The 23,386-nt window shown below is 32.4% G+C and carries 15 protein-coding genes, 1 pseudogene and 1 riboswitch; of the genes and pseudogenes, 6 read left to right on the plus strand and 10 right to left on the minus strand.

The window, feature by feature from the left end; genetic code table 11:
• Positions 1-142: 142 nt before the first annotated feature.
• The 7 genes from thrA to ASE21_RS04545 all read right to left on the minus strand — a co-directional run bounded on the left by thrA (position 143) and on the right by ASE21_RS04545 (position 10,728).
• Positions 143-2,557: a bifunctional aspartate kinase/homoserine dehydrogenase I gene (gene thrA / locus ASE21_RS04515; protein ID WP_057121381.1), complete on the minus strand. Its 2,415-nt coding sequence runs from the start codon at positions 2,555-2,557 to the stop codon at positions 143-145.
• Between the two features lies 1 nt (position 2,558).
• A complete protein-coding gene (locus ASE21_RS04520) occupies positions 2,559-3,542 on the minus strand; it encodes an alpha/beta fold hydrolase (RefSeq protein WP_242410222.1) in 984 nt (327 codons plus the stop codon).
• A 79-nt stretch (positions 3,543-3,621) separates the two neighbouring features.
• Positions 3,622-3,730: riboswitch (SAM riboswitch) on the minus strand.
• A 191-nt stretch (positions 3,731-3,921) separates the two neighbouring features.
• Positions 3,922-4,122, minus strand: a complete 201-nt coding sequence (locus ASE21_RS04525; RefSeq protein WP_057121385.1) for a hypothetical protein — start codon at positions 4,120-4,122, stop codon at positions 3,922-3,924.
• A gap of 544 nt (positions 4,123-4,666) precedes the next feature.
• Positions 4,667-5,755: an aspartate kinase gene (locus ASE21_RS04530; RefSeq protein WP_057121387.1), complete on the minus strand. Its 1,089-nt coding sequence runs from the start codon at positions 5,753-5,755 to the stop codon at positions 4,667-4,669.
• Positions 5,756-5,923: 168 nt separating this feature from the next.
• The gene (locus ASE21_RS04535; protein ID WP_057121389.1) at positions 5,924-7,228 is read right to left on the minus strand and encodes an O-acetylhomoserine aminocarboxypropyltransferase/cysteine synthase family protein; all 1,305 of its coding nucleotides are present in this window, start codon (positions 7,226-7,228) and stop codon (positions 5,924-5,926) included.
• Positions 7,229-7,294: 66 nt separating this feature from the next.
• Positions 7,295-7,483: a hypothetical protein gene (locus tag ASE21_RS04540; RefSeq protein WP_057121391.1), complete on the minus strand. Its 189-nt coding sequence runs from the start codon at positions 7,481-7,483 to the stop codon at positions 7,295-7,297.
• A 398-nt stretch (positions 7,484-7,881) separates the two neighbouring features.
• The gene (locus ASE21_RS04545; protein WP_057121393.1) at positions 7,882-10,728 is read right to left on the minus strand and encodes a TonB-dependent receptor plug domain-containing protein; all 2,847 of its coding nucleotides are present in this window, start codon (positions 10,726-10,728) and stop codon (positions 7,882-7,884) included.
• Between the two features lie 529 nt (positions 10,729-11,257).
• Between ASE21_RS04545 and metK the strand changes: the two genes are divergently transcribed.
• From metK to ASE21_RS21715, 3 genes and pseudogenes are all read left to right on the plus strand, one after another.
• A complete protein-coding gene (gene metK, locus ASE21_RS04550) occupies positions 11,258-12,508 on the plus strand; it encodes a methionine adenosyltransferase (protein WP_057121395.1) in 1,251 nt (416 codons plus the stop codon).
• A 155-nt stretch (positions 12,509-12,663) separates the two neighbouring features.
• Positions 12,664-14,439 (plus strand): DUF4153 domain-containing protein, encoded by a 1,776-nt coding sequence (locus ASE21_RS04555; protein WP_057121397.1) that lies wholly within the window; start codon positions 12,664-12,666, stop codon positions 14,437-14,439.
• A gap of 31 nt (positions 14,440-14,470) precedes the next feature.
• Positions 14,471-14,610, plus strand: a pseudogene (locus tag ASE21_RS21715) (methionine adenosyltransferase); the annotation flags it as partial.
• 110 nt (positions 14,611-14,720) lie between these two features.
• Here ASE21_RS21715 and ASE21_RS04560 read toward each other — a convergent pair.
• The 3 genes from ASE21_RS04560 to ASE21_RS04570 all read right to left on the minus strand — a co-directional run bounded on the left by ASE21_RS04560 (position 14,721) and on the right by ASE21_RS04570 (position 20,679).
• Complete coding sequence (locus tag ASE21_RS04560) at positions 14,721-16,952, minus strand: hypothetical protein (protein ID WP_057121398.1); 2,232 nt, start codon at positions 16,950-16,952, stop codon at positions 14,721-14,723.
• A 93-nt stretch (positions 16,953-17,045) separates the two neighbouring features.
• The gene (locus ASE21_RS04565) at positions 17,046-19,733 is read right to left on the minus strand and encodes a carboxypeptidase-like regulatory domain-containing protein (RefSeq protein WP_057121399.1); all 2,688 of its coding nucleotides are present in this window, start codon (positions 19,731-19,733) and stop codon (positions 17,046-17,048) included.
• A 58-nt stretch (positions 19,734-19,791) separates the two neighbouring features.
• Positions 19,792-20,679, minus strand: coding sequence for a GLPGLI family protein (locus ASE21_RS04570; RefSeq protein WP_057121400.1), 888 nt, complete (start codon positions 20,677-20,679; stop codon positions 19,792-19,794).
• 230 nt (positions 20,680-20,909) lie between these two features.
• Here ASE21_RS04570 and ASE21_RS04575 point away from each other — a divergent pair, with 230 nt between their 5' ends.
• The 3 genes from ASE21_RS04575 to ASE21_RS04585 all read left to right on the plus strand — a co-directional run bounded on the left by ASE21_RS04575 (position 20,910) and on the right by ASE21_RS04585 (position 22,962).
• The gene (locus tag ASE21_RS04575) at positions 20,910-21,713 is read left to right on the plus strand and encodes a hypothetical protein (protein WP_057121401.1); all 804 of its coding nucleotides are present in this window, start codon (positions 20,910-20,912) and stop codon (positions 21,711-21,713) included.
• On the plus strand, positions 21,713-22,327 hold the full coding sequence (locus ASE21_RS04580; protein ID WP_053470079.1) for a deoxynucleoside kinase: 615 nt from the start codon (positions 21,713-21,715) through the stop codon (positions 22,325-22,327). The genes ASE21_RS04575 and ASE21_RS04580 overlap by 1 nt, the downstream gene beginning before the upstream one ends.
• 128 nt (positions 22,328-22,455) lie before the next feature.
• Positions 22,456-22,962 carry a hypothetical protein gene (locus ASE21_RS04585; protein ID WP_128414657.1) on the plus strand — a complete coding sequence of 169 codons (507 nt, stop codon included), beginning with the start codon at positions 22,456-22,458 and terminating at the stop codon, positions 22,960-22,962.
• Positions 22,963-23,386 lie beyond the last annotated feature (424 nt).

The raw sequence follows: 23,386 nt of genomic DNA on the forward strand, positions 1-23,386 counted from the left end.
TGTGTTGTTAATTTTTTTTGTTTTTTAATTCAATTTTCTCAGTTTTTGTCATTGCGAGGAACGAAGCAATTACAAAAAGCTTAATTTTGCAAATGTGATTGCTTCGTTCCTCGCAATGACAAACTGAATCTAAAATCTAAAATTATCCCTTATCCGATAATCTCAAAATATCACCAAAAACTCCTCTTGCTGTTACTGCAGAGCCTGCACCGGCTCCCTGAATAACGATTGGACGATCTCCGTAAGATTCTGTATAAATTTCGAAGAAAGAATCAGATCCTTTTAAACCGCCAAGAGCAGTATCCGAAGAAACAGAAACTAATTTCACTTCCAGATTTCCTTTGTCATTCTGCAAATCACCAGACAATTCTCCAATGTATCTTAAAACGTGATTTGGCTGTTGTTCTGCTTTTATCTTCTCATAAATAGGATCAAATTCTTTTAATTTCGTTAAGAAATCAGCAACATTTCCTTCTCTCAAATGTTCCGGAATCAGGTTTTGAATTGAAATTTCTTCAAATTCATTTTGTAAATCTAACTCTCTTGCCAAAATCAATAATTTTCTTCCCACGTCATTTCCGCATAAATCCTCGCGAGGGTCTGGTTCTGTATATCCGTTATCAATTGCTTCTTTTAGGATTTCACTAAACGGAACATCTTTTGAAGAGAAATTATTAAATAAATAACTTAACGTTCCGGAGAAAACTCCTTTAATTTTTGTGATATTTTCTCCCGAAAGATGAAGCAATTTAATTGTATCAATTAGCGGCAAACCTGCACCAACATTGGTTTCGTATAAATAATTCTTTTGATTTTCTGTTAAAGCTTTTCTCAGTTCTTTATAAAAACCATACGTTAATGTATTGGCCACTTTGTTTGAAGAAATCAAATCGAAACTGCTCTCTACAAGCGGAACATAATTTTCTACAAATGATGCACTTGCTGTATTATCAATTGCAATTAGGTTTTCTAAGTGATATTCATTTGCGTAAGCAATAATATCTTTGATTGTATAAGGTTCTCCTTTTGTTTCAATGTCGCTTTTCCAGCTTGAAGTTACGCCATTTTTATTTAAAAGCAGTTTTTTAGAATTGGCAATCGCAAAAACATTCAGCTTAATATCTTTACGTTTTTCAATTGCTGAAGCTGATTCTAAAATTTGATTAATCAAAGTACCGCCAACCAATCCGTGACCGAAAATCGCAATGTTAATTTTTTTAGAAACCCCAAAAATCTCTCCGTGAATTACATTTAAAGCTTTGTTCAGTTCTTCTTTTTTAACAACCAAACTCACGTTTTTACCTGTAACGGTGTTATTGAATAAAATTGGAACTATTTTATTTTTAATTAATGCTGTATAAGGTTTGTGGAAAGTACTTAAATCCTGTCCAATAATCGAAATTACAGACACATTATCTGTTACCGTAATCTGGTTTACATCTTTAGAATAAAAGTCATTTTCGAACTCTTTTTCTAATTCTACCATTGCCAGGGTTGCTTTTTCTTTTGCCACAACAAGTCCAATTCCTCTTTCTGAAGAACCTTGCGAAATGATGCTTACGCTGATGTTATGATCGCCCATTACTTTAAAAATTCGGGCATCGACTCCGGCTTTTCCAAGTAATCCGCGGCCTTCAAGATTTACAAGAGAAACATTTTCTAAAACAGAAAGTGTTTTGATTCCTTCTTTTTGAGAATTTGAAGTAATTAAAGTTCCGTGATTTTCGTGATTAAATGTATTTAAAATACGAAGCGGAATATTTTTTTCTAATAATGGAATTATCGTTTTAGCGTGCAGAATTGTTGCTCCAAAATTGGCCAGCTCATTTGCTTCATTAAAAGATAAATATTCTATTTTTTTTGCATCGGCAACTAAATCAGGATTTGCCGTGTAAATTCCGTCAACGTGTGTAAAGTTTTGAAGCTCTTCTGCATCTAAATAATTAGCAATTAACGAAGCTGTATAATTGCTTCCGTTTCTTCCTAAAGTTGTCGTATCGTTGTTGTTGTTGGAGCCAATGAAACCTGTAACAATATTTACCGTTTCACCATTGTGAAGCTTGAAATAATTGATGACGTTTTTCTTAGATAATTGTTCCAAAGGCTGAGCGTCACCAAATTTAGAATCTGTTTTAAGCAATTCTCTTGTATCAACAAAATTGGCAGGAATTCCTTTTTCAACTAAAATTGAAGTCAGTAATTTAGCCGAAAGCAATTCGCCTTTAGACAAAATCTGATCTTTGATTTTATTGCTGTAATCCCCAATCAGACTTACTCCTTCAAATAATTTATCTAAAATATTAAATTCTTCAGATAAATCCACGTTAGGATAATCTGAAGTCTGGTAGGCTTTAAAACTTTCTAAAAGCGGTTTATAATTTCCGTTTTTAGCTGCAATTCTTAAGATGTCTTCTAATTCATCTGTGGCATTTCCACGCGCAGAAACCACTACGGCTATTTTTTCGCCTTGATTTATTTTATCAGAAATGATTGAAACTACTTTGTTAAGTCCTTCTCCGTTGGCTAATGATTTACCTCCAAATTTTAATATTTTCATTTTATTTTGCTATTGTTTCTGCCTTAAAAATATCGGCAAGTAAATGATCTAATTGTTTGTACTCGATTAAAAAAGCGTCATGTCCGTGAACTGAATCAATTTCGCTGTAAAAAACATTGTTTTTAAATTTCTTTAATTCATTGTAGGTTTCCAGATTTTCTTTTGGTGTAAAAAACAAATCCGAATTGATGGCCACGATATGAATCGCTGCACTTGTTTTGGATATTAACGTTTCGAAATCCTCACTATTTCTGGTAATATCTATTGTTTTGAGCAGCTGGTTCATCAATTTATAAGATGATAATTGATAACGCTGCTGTAATTTTTTGCCGTGATGCGCCAGCCAGCTTTCAATATTAAAAATCAAAAGATCCTGATTGATTGTACGTTTAAATTTTTCTTTGAATGATTCCGGAGAGCGGTAACATAACATGGCATGAATTCTGGCATCTTCAATTGGCTTTGACGAATTGTTTAAAATCTGCTCTTGCAGATAACAATTAGCGATCATCCAGTCAGTCGATTTCCAGTCGGTTGCAATAGGAATTAAATGTTCAGTAATATGGGGTTCCAAGGCTAAAATTTCCCACGCAATTCCGCCGCCTACAGAACCGCCGATTATAGCAAATACCTGATCGATATGTAACGCTTTTAAGCCTTTAATGAAGATTTTTGCGATATCTCTGGTTGTAAAATCCTGATAATTTTCGATTACGAAAGAATCATTCCCATTTCCCGGAACATTAAATGCCAGAACGGTATATTGATTAGTGTCTATTGTTTTTTCTTCACCAATTAAATCACTCCACCAGCCATTTTCGCCGGTAACCTGAGCATTTCCGGTTAAGGCATGATTTACCAAAACAATTGGAGCATTATGCAGCTGTTTACCAGAAAGTGTAAAACTTAACGGTAACGACGAATATAGTGCACCACTTTCGGTGATGAAATCTTGAATTATAATGGGATTTGGTATATTTTCCAATTTCAAATCTTTTTACTTTTTGATTTGTATGTGGAAATATTAGAAAGAAAGTCTAAGGCTGAAACCAGAAAAATTCTTGTTGTTATCTTTCCACGTTTGGGCGTGGTAGAATGCAGCACCTTCTTCGAATTAACGAAGGGTTGCTAAGGATTCATCGGGTCTAATCCCTCCTCCTTTCTTTATAACATTTCAATACGTTTTTGAACTTAACGGTGCAAATTAACTACTAATTTCTTAAACTAACAAATTTTATCGAAACTGATTGTATAATTTTCTAAATATAATTCAATCAGAAACTGTCGTACGCACAAAATTACCGAACGTCATGCCCAGTAATGTTATGCAGGTTTTAACCTATTTTATGACTGTTTTTTTCAAATTAGATGAAAAGGGTTTCATTTTCTTTTGAATACATCAAAAACAATAATGAATTTGGTGCTTTTTTCTCCGCTTTTTTATCGGTTTCAGATACTCCGAAACTTGGGTGGATTAATTCGTTTGCTGGCGGAGGATTGTTTCTTTCAGCTTTTATGTTTCTGTAAGTTGAAAGTTTTTTTCTTAGATAAGTTATTGCGCTCATATTGTTAAGTTTAAGTTAGTTATTTTTTAATCTTTATATTTTCTTTAATTCTTTGTTATTGTAACCAAAAGGAATAAAAAAACCCTTTCGGATTTTAATACCAAAAGGGTCTAAGTTTTATAAGAACTTATATATACTTTTAGCATCAACAGACGCGTACACAAATACGTGCGACATTAAACATCTTGTTTATCTGCAGGGACTTATTCATTTGCGATTTGACTGTTATTTTATAAAAATCTTGCATTATTTTTCTTTAAAAGCTTTTTTCAGATGTGATTAGAATCTCTAAAGCGTGCATTTATTTTAACAAGTAATACTCTTTTTTTAACAGTTTTAACTTGTCTTACAAATGTGCGAATATTTTTTCAATAAAACAAGTTACAAAAGCCCATTTTTTCGTAAAAAACGTTAAAAAACAGCTTTTTACCGTTAAAAAACCTCTTACAAAATTACAATTTAAAATAAAGAAAGTTAAATCTTACAAAAAATAACTTGTTTCCGGATCTCAATCTGTCAAGGAACTACTAATACTAACCACTTTTTAAAGCCAGATCGCTTCTTTATTTTTAATCTTTTCGGCTACTTTTAAAATATCAGTTATTAAACCTCTCGAAATGGCCTGTTTGCATGGTGAAGCGCTCTGGATTACGATTGGCGTATTGGCATAGGATTGTGTATAAATCTCAAAAATAGAATCTGAGCCTTTTAACTGTCCTATTGCCGATGTTACAGGCTCTGAAACTAATTTTACTTCCAAAGTATTTTTCTCAACATCAAATTCTCCAATATATCTTAATACATGATGGTCTTTCTGGGTTATTTTACTGATTTTAAATGACCTGTCAACAGCATCTCTATTCAGTATTCCGTTTTTTTCTAAATGTTCTTCTCCTATTAAAGGATTAATTTTTATATCTGACAATTCAAACTCCTTTCCTATTTCGCGGGTTAAGATCAATAACTTTCTCGCAGTGTCATTTCCGGATAAATCTTCTTTAAACGTTGAACGCATCAATCCGAGAAGGCTGGCGTCTTTTAAAATAGATGAAAAAGAATTTTCTTCAGCAGAAAAACGATTAAAAACGTAACTCAGATTGTCTGAAAACACGCCTCGTATTTTCGTGATTTTTTCTCCCGAATAATACAGGTCTCTCAAAGTCTGCAAAACCGGAAAGCCGGTATCAACCGAAGTTTCATACAAAAACTCTTTATCGTATTTTTTAAGATTTTCTCTTAATTGCTTATAAAGATCAATTGGGAGCGTGTTTGCTTTTTTATTGACGGCAACGATATTAAATCCATTTTCTATCAAAGTATTATAATGACCAATGAGTTCATCACTTGCGGTTGCATCAACAGCAATTAGGTTTTCGAACTCGTTTTCTTTTGCAAATTCTATAATATCCTCCACCCTAAACGGAACGGCCAATTCTCTAAAATTGGTTTCCCAGGCATACCCAACGCCTTCTTTCTCAAAAAAGGCAACTGTAGAATTGGTAATAATAGGAAAATGAAAATCAACATTTTTACTCTGCAGAAAAAATTCCTGACTTTCTATAATCTGATTTATTAATGTGCTTCCTATATTTCCTATTCCAAACAGAACAATATTTATTTTAAGTTTTGACATAATTTTAATTTTTAAAATACATCCTAATATTATTGAACCATATAAATTTGACGCACTGCGGTGCTTCTACATGGGGAAAATTTTATAATGATTTCTTTATCATAAAAAATCACCTCTAGCAGAACTCACGCTGCTAAAGGCAATTTTTCAAACAAAAAACAAAAAAACCTAATTTTTATTGATACTGTACTGTGACTGGGTTACGCTTTCAAAAACTGATTGCAGATCGGCAATTAAATCTTCTATATCTTCTATCCCAACAGAAAGTCGGACTAAATCTTTTGAAACTCCCGTCGACAATTGTTCTTCTTCAGATAATTGCTGGTGTGTGGTACTTGCAGGGTGAATAATCAGCGATTTTGTATCACCAATATTGGCTAACAGCGAGAACAATTTTGTTTCGTCTACCACTTTTTTGGCCGCATCAAAACCTCCTTTTAAGCCAAAAGTGATAATTCCGCTTTGTCCTTCCGGAAGATATTGCTGTGCTAAATCATAATATTTACTGGATTTTAAACCCGGATAATTTACCCAGACAACCTCATCTTGTTTTTCCAGCCATTCGGCCAGGGCCAAAGCATTTTCACTGTGTTTTTTAATTCGGATAGGAAGTGTTTCTAATCCCTGGATAATCTGGAAAGCATTAAACGGACTTAAAGCCGCTCCAAAATCACGTAATCCTTCGATTCTGGCTTTTGCTATAAAAGCTGCATTTCCTAAGGCTTCATGATAAACTAATCCGTGATATCCTGCAGACGGTTCTGTAAATTCAGGGAATTTTCCATTAGACCAGTCAAAAGTTCCGGCATCGATAATCGCACCGCCTAATGAAGTTCCGTTTCCGGCAATATATTTTGTTAAGGAGTGAATTACAATATCGGCACCATATTTAATTGGGTTTAATAAATAAGGTGTCGCAACTGTATTATCTACTATAAAGGGTACTTTAAATGCTTTGGCTTCTGCCGAAATTCCTTTTAAATCTAATACATCTAATTTTGGATTTCCCAGAGATTCTACAAAAAAAGCTCTGGTGTTTTCTTTTGCTGCTTTAGTAAAATTTTCAGGGTTTGAAGGATCTACAAAAGTGGTTGTAATTCCTAATCGGGGAAGTGTTACGCTTAATAAATTATAAGTTCCTCCGTATAAGCTGTTTGATGCGACAATATGATCGCCTGATCTAAGCAGAGTCAATAAAGCTGTTGAAATGGCCGATGCTCCGGATGCTGTAACTACAGCGCCAATTCCGCCTTCGAGCGCCGCTAAACGCTGTTCTAAAACATCATTTGTCGGATTATTTAATCTGGTGTAGATAAAGCCTGCTTCGGCAAGGCCAAAAAGATTGGCAGCATGATCTGCATTATTAAATACGTATGAGGATGTCTGGTAAATTGGCACCGCTCTTGTTCCTGAATTTTTAGTAACATCGTGTCCTGCGTGTAGTGCGCTTGTTGCAAATTTTTGTGTGCTCATGATTTCTTAGCTTTTAAATATTGTTAATACTATATATAGATATGGATTTTTGAAATTGTAACTGATTTAAACAAAAAGGTATTCTCCTTGTTCTTCAAGATCATACATTTGAAACAATAAAGATTTTTGATTTTTTGTATGTTGTTCTGCATTTATTCGAACAACTTCTTTAGTTATGTCTTCTGATTTGTTGTTATTTTTTTGAGAATCATTTCTCAATAAATACTCTATTGCGATTGAATTTAGTGTTTTCATAATTTGTAATTTAAAGTGTGGAAACGAAAAAAGCCCTTTCGGATGGCGACCAAAAGGGCTTATAGCTTAACTATAACAAAGATTGTATCTTTTACTTTTGGCAACAGCAAGGTTGGATGCACATTTGCATCATTCTACAACACATCATATTTTTTCCTGCTATTGCTTTCATTTCAATTTAACTTTTTAATTCGACTAATTCGATAGAGTAAATGTAATATATAATTATTTAACTGACAAATAAAACTTTGATATTTAACATTAAAATTTTTGCAATCCAGTAAAATCAAGCCTTTACAGTTGAATAAATTAGAACTGGCCACAGATTAAAAGATTACATTGATTTAAGAAATCAGTGCTAATTCGTTTAATCAATATATCTGTGGCCCATCTCTACTTTAGAATTTAAAGCTTAAACGTGCAAAACCAAATCTTCCGTTTAATCCAAATTGCGATACGGCTCTTGAATAAGCAAACTGATTTGCGTTTGTCAAGTCGGTACTTGGCGCCGGAGATAAAGTTGGAGTTGTATTTGTAAAGGCCGGAGTCGAAGGATTATTTCTGTCCGGATAAACATCTCCTATATTATTAAAGCCTACCGTTGCTCTGAAATGTTCGTTAATTTGATATCCGAAAGATAAATCGGTTACTAATTTTGCACTGTATTCCGGATGTTCGTAAACAGAGGCGAATCCATCTAAATTAACATCTGTTGCTCCCGGATCTGTAACTTTTCCGAAATAACTGTTTCTTAAATAAATATCCAGTTTTTTGATACTAAAGGTTGTTGTTAAATTGGCTTTCAATTTCGGAATTGCCTCTTCTAAATAAACCCTGCTTGATTCCGGAAAAAAGGAATATTTATATGGATCTCCTCCCGCATCGAGTATTGACTGCGGTATGTGCAAATCTCCTACTCTTTTGGTTTCATTATAACTCAAGGCAAAGTCATTTCTGATTACAAAATCCTGAATTACATCATATTTTTGAGAAATTACAACATCAATTCCCTTAGTTTCTGAGTCAATTCCGTTTGTCCAGAATGAGGCTCTTTCTACACCTTTAGTATCAAATGCTTGTTGAAACAAAGTCAAAGCCTCTGCTTGCTGCGGAGAAGTTGCTGCCGCAATTTGTGCATCTGTAGGTCTTGAATACTGACCTGTCAAAACAATTCTGTCGTTGATTCTTGTAAAATAACCATCGGCTGCAATTGTGATATTGGCTTCCGGAATTTTAAATGTAAATCCTGTACTGATACTTTTTGATTTTTCTGGTTTTAAATTTTCTACACCAATACTTTTTGCTGCCTGAGAATCATTTGTAAAATATCCAACCTGATAGGGCGAACCGTTAATAAATTGTGTTGAACTGCTTTCAAAATATTTTTGCTGTAAAGATGGCGCTCTAAAACCTGTTTGTCCTGAAATTCTCCAATTGATATTCTCATTTAGTTTTAAAAGAGAAGCTAGTTTAAAAGTAACCGTACTTCCAAAATCTGAATAGTTTTCATATCGGGCTGCTCCGTTTACAAGCCAATTTTCGGCTGCATTTAATTCTAAATCAATGTAAGCTGCACCGCTTATCCTGTCTCTTTCTTTAGCATCTGAAGGCTGAAATCCCGAGAATCCCTGCGCTCCCGCTCCACGTTTATTTCCAAAGAAATCAGTTACAATTAAAGGTGAATTGCTTGGCAGAATTCCAGAAACCAAAGCTCCGTTTACATCATATAATCCGTATGAAGCTTCTTCTCCTTGTTTAATCTGATAATTTTCATATCTGAATTCGCCTCCAAAAGCGACATTCAATCCTGACAGAACATCTAATTTCCTAGTGAAATCTAAATTTGTCGTACTTTGTAAAAATGAAACTTTTCCGGCATCAAAACTTGAAGGAGAATTTACTCCCAAAGTCGCATTGATGGTATTATTTACATCATATTTAAAAGAGTTTGTTCCGAGGTTTGAACTCAAATCAGTATCAAATCCAAATAATTGTGTATTGACTCCAAGTGCGGCAGAAGCATCTAAAATTCCTGATTCAATTTCTGGCAAAAATCCGTTTTCATATACTTGCGTGAAAGTTCCTGAACCATTTGGAAGTCTGTTAAAAGCGTATGACTTACCATCTCTATACGAAACTCCACCAAATGAATACAAAGAAGTGGTTTCTGTTAAAGGATATTTTGCATTATAATACGCTTGTCCCGAAGCGAGTTCTGACTGACCAACACTCATATTATAATCAGCTCTTTCCTGTCCTCTGTAAGCTAACTCATTATTTGTAACGTCAAAATTAAGTGCTGTCTGCAATTGTGTTATAGTTGTTGCAGAAGCAATTGCATTTTGCTGTGCTGTTGTAAAATAAGTAACCTGCGGCGCATATTGCTGGATTGAACTTATAATTTGTGCCGAATTTGGAGTTGTATTGATATTGCTGAAAAGCGAATTAATCTGAACACCGTTTTGTGCTGCTCTGTTTTCTACAGCATTGTAAGCATTAAAGATTCCGTTGCTTCTAATTCCTGCACGGCTTGTTGCCTGTCTTGTTACGGCGGTTCCGGTAACATTTAAAAAACTTCCCGGTTTACCTAAAGATGTTCCGTAGTTTAAATCGACCTGTACCGTTTGTCCATCGGCGCCGCCTTTAAAATTATTGGATCCTGATGACAAATTGGTTCCGTACTGAATTCCTCCTGAAAGATACTTAGCATTTTTTTTAAGGACAATATTAATAACTCCCGCAATGGCATCAGAACCGTATTGTGCGGCAGCTCCGTCTCTAAGAACTTCAATTCGCTCAATAGCAAAAGACGGAATGGCATTTAAATCTGTTCCAACAGATCCTCTTCCCGGCGATCCGTTTATATTTACCAAAGCACTGGTGTGTCTTCTTTTCCCGTTTACTAAAATTAAAACCTGATCTGGTCCCAGGCCTCGTAATTGTGCAGGATCAACGTGGTCTGTTGCATCAGCTGTTGATGTAGCGTTACTTGTAAACGATGGCGCTACATAATTTAAAATCTGAGTTACGCTGGTCTGAGGCGCTCCTTTTGTTATTTCGGAAATATTAAAAACATCAACCGGAACCGGTACATCTGTTTTTACTCTATTTTTATTTCGGGTTCCAATTACGGTAACTTCCGAAAGTTCGTTATTCGTTAAAGTATCCTGCTCCGTTTTATTATCCTGAGCATAAAGGCCTGAAAATGTCAAAAGACCTAAAACGATTAGTACATTTTTCTTCATTTCTTTTACTGATTATTAGTGTTTTTGGCTTAAAAAAAATCTTACAACTTTATATTACAAACAAAAAAAACCTCTGCGGTCTGCAGAGGTTCTATATATGTTGTTGAAAAAAAACTACAATAGAGTCTCTGCGGATAATTCCGGCATCTTACAAGACATCATATTGCAAATTGTAAATTTCATTTGTTTTGTTATTTTAACGAAGCAAATTTGCGAACTATTTTTTAATCAGCCAAACAAAAATCAAAATATTTTCTATTATCCTATCAAACTAGTATATTACTGTTAAATTTCTGCTGTAAAAAATAAAAAAAGTTGAACTTTAATTTGCAAATCAAAATGGTTTTATACCTTTGCACGCGAATACAGAGGAAAAATTTGAACTGATTGCAACCTCTTCATAATGAAACGGTTCGTTATGAATGCCGAAACACAGATTTTGGTAGTAAAAAATGCTAAAGCAGAAACTCTCCTTTAGCACTTTCAGGCAATTACTTTTTCTCGCTTAATGTTAATTTAATAAATTATTATGGCTTATTTATTTACGTCAGAATCTGTTAGTGAAGGGCATCCAGACAAAGTTGCAGATCAAATTTCGGATGCTTTAATTGATAACTTTCTGGCATTTGACGCTGACTCAAAAGTGGCTTGCGAAACGCTTGTTACAACTGGTCAGGTTATTTTAGCAGGTGAAGTAAAATCGAATACTTATCTTGATGTACAGCAAATTGCACGTGAGGTAATCCGTAAAATTGGATATACTAAAAGTGAATATATGTTTGAAGCAAACTCTTGTGGAATACTTTCAGCAATTCACGAGCAGTCTGCAGACATTAATCAGGGTGTTGACAGAGCTAAGCCAGAAGAGCAAGGTGCTGGAGATCAAGGAATGATGTTTGGTTACGCTACAAACGAAACAGAAAACTTCATGCCATTGGCGCTTGATTTATCTCATAAATTATTACAAGAGTTAGCTATTTTAAGACGTGAAAACAAGGAAATCACTTATTTACGTCCTGATGCTAAATCTCAGGTAACTTTAGAATACAGCGACGATAACAAACCAACTCGTATTGATGCTATTGTAATTTCTACACAGCACGATGATTTTGATGAAGAAGCTGCTATGCTTTCTAAAATCAAAAAAGATATTATCGAAATTTTAATTCCCAGAATTATCGCTAAAAATCCAGAGCATGCTCATTTATTTAACGATAAAATCAACTACCATATTAACCCAACAGGAAAATTCGTTATTGGAGGACCTCACGGAGATACTGGTTTAACAGGAAGAAAAATTATCGTAGATACTTACGGAGGAAAAGGTGCTCACGGTGGTGGTGCATTCTCAGGAAAAGATCCAAGTAAAGTGGACAGAAGTGCTGCTTATGCTACACGTCATATTGCTAAAAACCTGGTAGCTGCCGGTGTTGCTGACGAAATCTTAGTTCAGGTTTCTTACGCAATTGGAGTTGCTGAACCAATGGGTATTTTCATTGAAACTTACGGAACTTCTAAAGTAAACTTAACTAACGGTGAAATCGCTAAAAAAGTAGAAGCTATCTTTGATATGCGTCCTTACTTTATCGAACAAAGATTAAAATTAAGAAACCCTATTTACAGCGAAACTGCTGCTTACGGACACATGGGACGTAAACCAGAAACGGTTACTAAAACTTTCTCTGCTCCAGGCGGAAACGAAAAAACAGTTACTGTTGAATTATTTACATGGGAAAAACTTGATTTTGTTGACCAGGTAAAAGCTGCATTTGGATTATAATAAATTCAAACGATTATTAATTTTTAAGCTTTAGAGCTAAATTTCTTTTAATCTTACTTCATAAATATCCCGAATTCTATTTGTTTAGAGTTCGGGATTTTTTACTTGTTTATTTGATTGTATTCTCTTTTCTTTGTACAAAATAACTTACTAAAATGAGCAGACTTCCTTCATTACAAAAAGTACTTAGCACCACTAAAAAAACGATTTTCAGATTTCCATTAGAAACCCTTACAGCAATTTGCGGGACTATATTCTCTATTTTGCTCATTAATGAAAATAATTCGCAATCTGAATACTTTTACTCAAAAGCAATAATGAGCAGTTCATTATGTCTTGTTTGGTTTGTATCTGTTTCGCTCTTTTTTAGAGCTAAACACAAAAATAATATTCTTCGTTATTTAGTTAGTTTAGCTTTTGGAGGTTTGTTAACTGCTTTTGTCTTTAGCTTTCACGAAAGAGTTTCTGAAATAGAAATGCAGCAGTTTTTTGTTCTCAACTTATCTTTGCATTTATTAGTTTCGTTTGCCGGTTTTCTGCCAAGAACATACAATCAGGAAGAATTTTGGGAATTTAACAAACAGTTGTTTTTACGAATATTAACCGCCGGATTATACAGTTTTGTTCTCTATGGCGGTTTATCATTAGCCATATTAGCCATTGATAAATTGTTTAAAGTCGAATTTGATAGTAAAATTTATGGATATTTATTTGTAACAATTGTCGGACTTTTTAATACCATTTTCTTTTTAAGCGGTGTTCCCGAAACTAATAGTAAAGAAGTTCCGCTTGTATTAAAATATCCAAAAGGACTTAAGAATTTTACACAGTTTGTTTTACTGCCACTTATTAGTATTTATCTGGTGATTTTAATTTGTTATGAAGCAAAAATTGTGTTTACGCTTTCACTTCCTTTTGGGTGGGTTTCTTATCTTGTTCTGGCCTTTGCCATTATTGGAATTCTTTCATTTTTATTGGTACATCCTATTGCAAACGAAAGCGGTAATTTATGGATGCGGACTTTTAACCGATGGTTTTATTTCTTACTGATTCCGTTGTTAGTATTATTATACTGGGCCATTTTATACCGAATTAATCTTTACGGGTTTACGCTTCTTCGTTATTATGTTTTATTATTATCGGTTTGGCTATCTGTAGTTATTTTCTATTTTTTACTTAATAAAAATCCTAAAATAAAATTTATTCCTATAAGTATGTGTCTTGCAGGTTTATTTTCAATTGTAGGACCACAGAGTGCCGATTCTGTTTCTAAACACAGTCAATTATCTCGTTTCGAAAATTACCTTAAAGAATCTGAAGGCAAAAAACTGACTTTTGAACAAGAACAAGAGTTAAGCAGTATTGTATATTTATTGTATTCAAATTATGGTTTTGAAATCATGCTTCCGTATGCAGACAAGAAATTAGATGCTCTTTATAAAAAAGATAAGGAGTCAGGTTATTCTCAAATTATGGAAGCGCTTGGCTTTAAATGTCGATCAGAATATGATCGAAAAGACAACATAAGAGATTCATTTTATTATTATTCGTATGAAAACAACGAAAGTGCTATAATTGATATTCATGGTTATGATTTTATTATCAATATATACAAAAACAATCCGTTCGAGTCTAAAAATGCTTTTGTTATTGGCAGTAAAAAATATGTAATTAAAACAAAAGAACAAGATTACGGTCAGGATTTACTCATCAATGGAGATGTAATTCCTTTAAAAATTAACGATTTCATAAGTGCAGAACCAAAGTTTGACGACGACAATTCTAACTCTGAAATAAAAATTAAACAAAAAGTAGAAACATCAAAATACAAAGTTTTACTGACTTACGTACATGCAAACGGTTCTATCGAAAACAATAAAAAAATTCCAAAAAACTACCAGATCAAAGTAATGGTTGGAATTAAAAATTAAAAACAAAACCCCCGGGAAATTTAAATTTGCTGGGGAAATCGCTGAAAAAGTAGAAGCTATCTTTGATATGCGTCCTTACTTTATCGAACAAAGATTAAAATTAAGAAACCCTATTTTACATGGGAAAAACTTGATTATGTTGACCAGGTAAAAGCTGCATTTGGATTGTAATTTAATCTGAAACATTTACATACTAAAAAGGCTGTCTAAAATTTAGACAGCCTTTCTTGATTATAATAATAAACCCGACAGGCTTAGAAACCTGTCGGATTTTTATGTTCTTAATACGTTCCGTTTTGCATTTTTGATAACGTTTCTCTTATCTCTCCTGCCGTCACTTCTTCAACCGTTTTATCTAAATATTTAACGGCCAAAGCCTGAGTTGCCACTGCTTTTTCTTTTTGTCCGTCTTTATAATACAACTGTGCCAGCGTGTCTAAATAATAAGGATTATTTTTAGCCAGTACTAAACTATATTCAGACCACTTTACTGCATCTTTAATAAAATCAGCATTTTGAGGTTTTAATACTACAGTCCATGCTGCATTATTACAAAGATCTGCATGATATAGTTTAAAAGAATTCCATCCGTCATAAGAATAGCTTGAAGCTGCATCCAGTGTCGAATATATTGCATCTAATTTTTCAATAGGACTTCCGTTAGCCGGCGCTAAATTTGATTCAAAATAGGCATTAAATTCTTTTAAAAAACTGGTGTTCGAGCCGTCTTTATCTTCTATCTGACCTAAATAATCAAAATAGTTTCTATACGATTCAAAATTTCCTTTTCCTAAAGCAATGATCTTTTTATAAACTGAGATGTTCTTGTCCTTATTTACTTCACCCGAAGTTCCTTCCTGAGTAACATAAGTGTTTTGCTGCAATGCAGAAGAAATTTCAGAAATCACATTTCCTAAAGTATGTAATTCTCCTTCTTTATTATTAAACTCTGCACGGTTGTTTTCTATTTCGTCAGCATGTTTTAGTAAATAATCAATAGCAAGATAATCTGTATCATTTAAGATTCTTTCTTCATTAAATAGCTGCTTGGTAAACCCCTGATTTTTGATTTCTTTTACAATAGTCTCAGTAAGATACATGTTGACTTGTTTATCCTTCTGATGTGCTTCGATTAATTTTTTCCAAACCTGAGCAATTTCTTTTTTATCTACTGTAGTTTTTGTTAATACAAATTCTGTCGAATTTTCATCTGTTGTGGTATATGATTCATAATCGTATGATGATTCTAATAAAGCAGCTTTATTAAATGCCTTAATCAAATCTGCATCAGCGGCTTTTTTGTTTTTAAATATTTTGTCCATAGAAACTAAAGCATCTGTACGCAAAAGTTTTCTGTAGAAATCGCCATAATAACTAAACTCATATTGTTTATCTGTCAAATCAGATTTTGCAACAGCCAATACATCACCATTTCCGTTTAAAACAAATACACTTGGATCATTGGTAATTTTATTGTTTTTCAGCCATTTTTTATCATCGCTTCCGGCAAAATAATAATTAAAAACATCGTATTGAGGATTGTAAGCATCGTACATATTGTATCCTGTCTGTGTTTCCTGATCTTTTATAAAAGCATCAAAACCTGCTTTGGCTTCTTTATTTTTGCTGTCTGCTAAAACAGCTAAGAATTTATTGTTAGTTGCTGCTTTCGTTGCTGCAACGGCATTTTTCAAATTATTTTCAACCTTTAATTTGAAATTATAATTGGAATAAACCGGCAGAGCAGCTGTATCGACAGCAACACTGTCTGTTACAGCTGTATTATCATAATTGTAACTTTCTTTCCCCGGATAAGTCCAATTGGAAACCGTTTCATTTTCCAGCGGGACAACTGTTGAAACTTTTTCTGGTTTTACGTCTTTTTCATTGATAAAAACAATCGGATTTTTTCCTCCCGCTTCAGAAATCTTCAGCTCATTTGTTTTTTTATCATAAAATCCAACAAGATTTAAATTAGACAAAAGTGCAAGTTCGTAATTAATTGTTACTTCAGAAACGTCTTTTGGCAATGCGTATTTACAAACATTACTTTTTCCGTTATTATCTTCGTAAACCAGATACAAAAAGTCTGCTTTATCAATTTCAAATTCTAAATCTATTTTTTTCCATTCCGGATCTGATTTGGTTTTAATATCCGAAAGTTTTTGATATTGAACTGTTTCTGAACCTTTTTGAGTTCCTATATAAAAAGAGTAGTAAGAAGGATCCAAAAATTTAACTTTAATTTTTTTTGCTTTTTTATCTGTTGCAAAAGATACATCAAACCTGTTTTGTGATTTTTCAGTATTGATAAAGGCAAGCGAATCTCCCTGAATTTCGTAGCCTCCGGTATAAAATACCAATTCGTATTTATTATCATCTAATAAATTTAATTTGATTTTTTGACCTTTGTTTGAAGATAAGTAAGTCCCTTTTTCGATATTTTTTGTTTGAGAAAAGGAAACAAACATTCCTGCAAACAAGAGTAATAAACTCCAAATAAAATTGCGCATGATTATTTTTTTAATTGTTAATAATATAGCGCAAAGATATTCGATTCTTACCTAAACAAATCATAAAAAGTCATAATATTAGTAATCCAAATACTATAAATTGTATTTCATAGAAAAGATGATGTAACGCGGCTGAACCGTATATTGTGAAACTCTTGTTGAGAATTGAGAAAAACTGTCGTCGTTAAGATAAGTTGTATTCAATAAATTGGTTGCCGATACTTTATATTCCCATTTGCTGTTTTTCTTCTGATAAATTAAACTGGCGCTTAAAAAATCATATTCGTTATCAACCGTTTTATTTCCGTTATAATAATGATAGAATTCGTATTCTGAAACAAAAGAAAAGCTGTCTAAAAAGTAATAATCTAATCTTGCAAAAGGCTTGTCTGTATAATAAGTCGAACCGCTGTATTTATTAATTAAAGCATTGTATCCAAATTCAATATTCGGAAAGTTTTTATAATTTGTTGAAGCCCTGACGGTATAACTCTGCACAAAACTTTCTGTAGTCGCCAGCTTATTATTTTGAATATTATTGAATTTTGACCAGTTAAAACTGGCATTTACAGAGGCTTTATAATTCTTTAAAAACGAACGTCCGTAATTTCCCAATCCGCTAAATGTTTCATCTGCCAGATTTGAATTATAAGGAGATGAAGATTGATTAATTCCTGTAAATTCTGCCTTTGTTTTAATGGCATCCACTTTTTTAGTATAAGACGCATTAGCAAAAATGTTCTCAAAATTAAACATGTTATATTTAAAATATCGAAGTGAATGTACCTGCGATGTTGCATTTTCTAAGAAACGGTTTCCGCGAAATAAACTGCTGTAATCTGAAAGTACATAACCCGCTGCAAGCTGATTAATATCTGTAAAATCATTTGTTAAAGAAAAATTATACGTCAGTGTTTCTGACTTTTTAATTTGATATAAAGCAAAGAAATCAGGCAGTATTTTGGTGAAACTTTGAGAATAATCTGTTCCTGACTGTACATTTTTCATGGAGTACGAATGCACACTAAAACCTGGTGTTAATGTAAATTTTCCCGTCAGAATTTTATAATGAAAGCCCAGAAAAACATCATCAAAACTATAATCAACATCATTATTGTTTTCTGCCGTATTCAGATCATTTACATTTCCGTTATCCAGAATTTGAAAAATATGAGAATTGAAATTTTGGTACGAATACGTATTTCCCAAAGTAATATTGAAATTACTTTTTGGTGTAACCATATAATAGTAATCTAATTTTGCATCCAGTTTATTGGTTTTTACAAACCGATTCTGGTTTAAATCATTACGATTTTGTCCCGAAATATATCCCGAAAAATTAAATGGCTGTGATTGTAAATCAGCATTATAAAACGGATTTTCGTCTTGATATAAATGCTGCATTTCAAAAGCAAAAACATTTTTACTGCTTTGTGTATAGTACAAACTTAAATTTTGGTTTACAGATGTTGGATCTTGTTTTTTACCAGTTAAAATTGTTTCAACTGCCGAAATATTATTTACAACAGATTCGCGCAGTAAATCTGTATCTTCATCTTGTTTGGAAATCTTGGTCAAAACATCATAATCAAACTGAAATTTCGAATTTGGTTTATAACTCGAACTTAATTTAAATAATCCTAAATTATTTTTTTGATGCGTTAATTCGTCTCTTTTCTGCTGATCCCCAGAATCTAAAATTGTAGTTTGCGATTTGGTTTCTAAATCTGTTTTTGAAGCCGAAAGAATTCCGAAACCGCTTAAATTCCATTGTTTTGTAGGGGAATAAGAAAAATTGGCAGCACCAAATTTGGTTTCAATTTCTTTAGCCCGATTGTTTCTTAAAACCGAAATCCCTAAATCATTTGAAGAAATATTAAAAAAGCTTCCGCCTTTTTTCATCATATTTTTAAAACCGCCCGTAAACTTAAAATAATCCTGTGCCGTAAGGGGTAGCTCACCAATATTATTAAAATTGGTAATTAAATTTATACTGTATTCCGGGCTGTAATAAAATAATTTTGGGTTTATAATGTAACGGCTGTCCAGTTCTGCAACGCCAATTCCTGCTGTTGCCTCTCCAAACCAAAAGTTCTTTTTACCTTCTTTTAATTTAATATTCATTGCCACATTTTCCTGATCGTTTTCAAGACCTTTAAGAGCACTTATTTCATTATAATTTCTTAAAACCTGAACTTTATCTATGGCATCAGCGGGAATGTTTTTAACTCCGAGTTTGGTATCCCCGTCAAAAAAATCCTTCCCTTCTACCATCAATTTGCTTACTTTTTTTCCTTCAACCTCAATTTCACCATCGGCATTTACCTCTACTCCCGGAAGTTTTTTAAGCACATCTTCCAGCTTCTTTTCAGTTCCTGATTTAAAAGAATCTGCGTTATAAACTATTGTATCTCCTTTTATAGAAACCGGCATTTCGCGGACAATTTCAACATCTTCCAGTTCAATTCCTGCGCCATCGAGAACAATATTCTGAGTTATGTTTTCTGCTTTGGTTACAACGGCAATTTCTTTAGATTTCATTCCAAGATAACTCACTTTAATGGTGTAAGAGGTATTGGATTTTAAAGTCAATTGAAATTTTCCTTTATCATTTGTAATTCCGTAAGAATCCATGGCTTTAGTTGTATTATTGACCGCCATAATATTAGCCATCTCCAGAGGATTTTTCTGCTCATCCTGAATAAATCCATCAAAACGAAGACTTTGCGAAAAAGAAACAGATGCAAAAAGTAAGGCAGATAAAAAAAGTATCTTATTCATTATAAGAATATTGGAAGTTTGGAATTTGAACTTTGAATTTGGATTTAAAATTTAAATATTATCTTCCCATTGGCGGCGGTCCTCCGGCACGACCTCGGTTCATTTCTCTAAATTCTTCCATTTTTTTAATTACCGTTGCGTCGTATTCTTTTTGAGAAATTACTTTCCCTTTTTTAGATGGTTTTATCTCGGTTTTTTCTTTGGCATTCAACACAATTTTAGAACACAAAATCACGGTTTTCCCATCATTTACTTCTAAAATTAATCCCGGTAATCCCCAATAGTTTTCCGGCCCCTGATTGATCGGAATTTCTGGTGTATACCATGCCGTAACTACAATTTCTTTTGGTATTTCAAAATTATCTTCAAAATTGGTTTTGGTATCTCCGGATGTCTTTTTGGTCTCATCCTTTTTATCGTCGTTGTTTTTTGGCCTGAAATTTCTAAAATCGGTTTTGCTGGCTTCTTTTACTGCCGTTGCTTTAAAACAATTATATCCGCCAATTTGCTTGGTTTCCTGTTCCAGTTTCCAGTTCAATTTTGGGAGAGAATCAACAACCAAAAATTCTTTTCCCATAAATTCTTTATCAACAGTATAGGTTTTACTTTTTACATCCTTATAAAAAGTTCCGCCGCCGCCCATAAATGAATTCATCATGATTCGCATTCCTCCTGCCTGCTGTCCAGGGGCTTCGAGTTTTTCTTCTTCTTTATAAATTGAAGCTGTTTTATCAAAATTTAATATGAAAGTTTTCTCCAGGATTTGTTTCATGCGTTCTTCAATATTTTTCTGCATTTCCGGCGTAATATCTCTGTTTCCGGCTCTTATTCCATCAAATTTTGGAGCTTGTGTTTTCGATTCATAAACAGCCATTCCCTGAAAATCTTTTTGTGCCTGAATCTGGCCAAAAGCAAGAATAAAAAATAAATATGATAGTTTTTTCATTTGTTTTTATTTAAAAGTGGTTAAGTCAAGTTAAACTTACATTCAAATTTATTACTAATTTTAAAATCCTGAAAGTTAAATATATCAATGCCAAAATGGTATCGACAAAATCGCTTCTTTGTAAGACTATTGTAATTTACAAGATTTAAACCTAAAAATCTGTCAAAACTCTAATTTTAAGATATTCTTTAATGCAGTTTTTGTATTTTGGCTTATTGAAATATAACGTTATGAGTAAAACAATACGCCAAACTTTATTAATGCTTTTTATTGCGTGTTCGTTTTCGACATTTTTTGGACAGAACCAAACAATAAATCCTTCGGCGGTTTCAAAATTTAAAACTGATACCGACGAGTTTATTGGTTATGACTCTTTTGGATATTCTTATCAGATAAAAAACAATGTTTTTAGTAAAATTAAAGGAAGCGAAATCTTTGAATACAAAAATGTTTCTTTAGGAAATATTACCAAAGTTGATATTCAGAATCCGCTTAAAATTGTTTTATTCTATGAAGATTTTAACAACGTTATTTTATTGGATAATCAATTGAATAAAATGACCGAAATTAATTTTTCACAAAATACGATTCCTATCGTTGTCAGTGCAATTGGAATGTCAACTCAAAATCAGCTTTGGATTTTTAATACGCTGAATCAGCAAATAGGTCTTTTTGATTATTTAAAAAATGAGTATAAAACGGTTTCTATTCCATTCACCGAAAGCATAAAATATTACCAAACCGACTTTAATACTTTTTATTGGATTGATAAAAAAAACAATTGGTTTTCGTGTGATATTTTCGGAAAAATTTCCAGTTTGGGAAATGTTCCTGATTTTGATAAAATTGAAATAATTTCGCCTGAAAAATTGATTTTCAGTAAAGCTAACTCATTGTATTTGAGAGAAAATACCAACACAATTTATGAAATTGAAGTTTTAGAAAAAACGTTTGACAAATTCTATTACAAAGACCAAATTTTATCTATTTTTACAAAGAAAGAAATTGTAAATTATAAAATTGTAACACCGTAATGCACATAGCAATAGCAGGAAATATAGGCGCAGGAAAAACAACATTAACTAAATTATTAGCGAAACATTTTAAATGGGAACCTCATTATGAAGATGTGGTCGATAATCCGTACTTAGACGATTTTTACCATCAAATGGAGCGCTGGTCGTTTAACTTACAAATTTATTTCCTGAACAGTCGTTTTCGTCAGGTTTTGCAAATTCGCGAAAGCGGTAAAAAAATCATTCAGGACAGAACGATTTATGAAGACGCCCATATCTTTGCTCCCAATTTATACGCTATGGGATTAATGACAAGCCGTGATTTTGAAAACTACACTTCTTTGTTTGAATTAATGGAATCTTTGGTTAAAGCACCTGATTTATTGATTTATTTAAGAAGTTCTATTCCCAATTTAGTGGGTCAGATTCACAAACGCGGACGCGAATACGAAAATTCAATTTCTATAGATTATTTAAGCCGTCTGAACGAAAGATATGAAGCCTGGATTCAAACATATACAAAAGGAAAACTATTAATTATTGATGTTGACAATATTAATTTTGTTGATAATCCGGAAGATTTAGGAAATATCATTAATAGAATTGATGCTGAATTGAACGGTTTATTTTAAAACGCAGATTTCACAAATTTATACTAATATAAAAAAGCTTCTAAAATTTTTAGAGGCTTTTTTCTTTTCTAAATGTTTTTTTACAATTGTTTTATATCGTTAAATTTTATATAAGAAAATTACTATATTTGAAATTCATTTATTACACAATGACAATTGTTTCTTATCCTTTATCTAAAAATGAAAAAAGAATTTTAAAAAAAATATTCTTAACACGAATTATTGCAGGAATATTACTTTTACCTCTTTTTAGTTTTCTCGTCTACGAATATATTAGCGATTTTTCATTTCATAATTTTGATGAATTACAGTTATTTGGTTCCCTACTCTTAATTTCTGTATTTTTTTTAATCTTTAAATATGTTATTCCTGGTTACATATATTCTTATAAAAACATAAAAGCAAAAAATAAATATGTAGCATCGACTTTTATAATAGATTTTAAATTTAATAAATCTGTACGGCTTCCAGGATATTTTATTACATTAGAAAACAATATCAAAATTGATACTACCCGAATTATTGTTCTTGAACCTACAGCATTCTCTTTTAAGGATATCTATAAAGGAATGCCAATAAGAATTCATTTTTTGAATGATAACAAAACTGATATTATTAAAATTGAAAAGATTTAATTTTTTTTGTAAAACAAATTTGTAAAACATTCAATTATAAAATAAAAATGCCTCTAAAAGATTTTAGAGGCATTTTTTTAAAACTATATAGTTTAAAAAAACAAGTTTTTTTTTGTAAATAAAAAACTACATTTGTTGTGGCTTAATTTTAAAATTAATGACAATTATAACTTATCCTTTATCTGAAGAAGAACAAAAACTATTAAAAAAAATATTCAAATTTCGTTTATTTATTGGTGTATTTTTTATGCTCCCTTTATTATATGCGGTATTTTTTATTTTTTTTAATGTCAGCAACAAGTTTTTGAATTCTGAATATGATGGAATGTCTTTTTTCGCTTTACTATTTGCGATCATAATTGTCTTATTATTTTTTAAATATGTATTACCTTTTTACAAAAGATCATATAAAAATCTTGCAGAA

The organism is Flavobacterium sp. Root901 (assembly GCF_001429765.1).
Taxonomy (GTDB): domain Bacteria; phylum Bacteroidota; class Bacteroidia; order Flavobacteriales; family Flavobacteriaceae; genus Flavobacterium.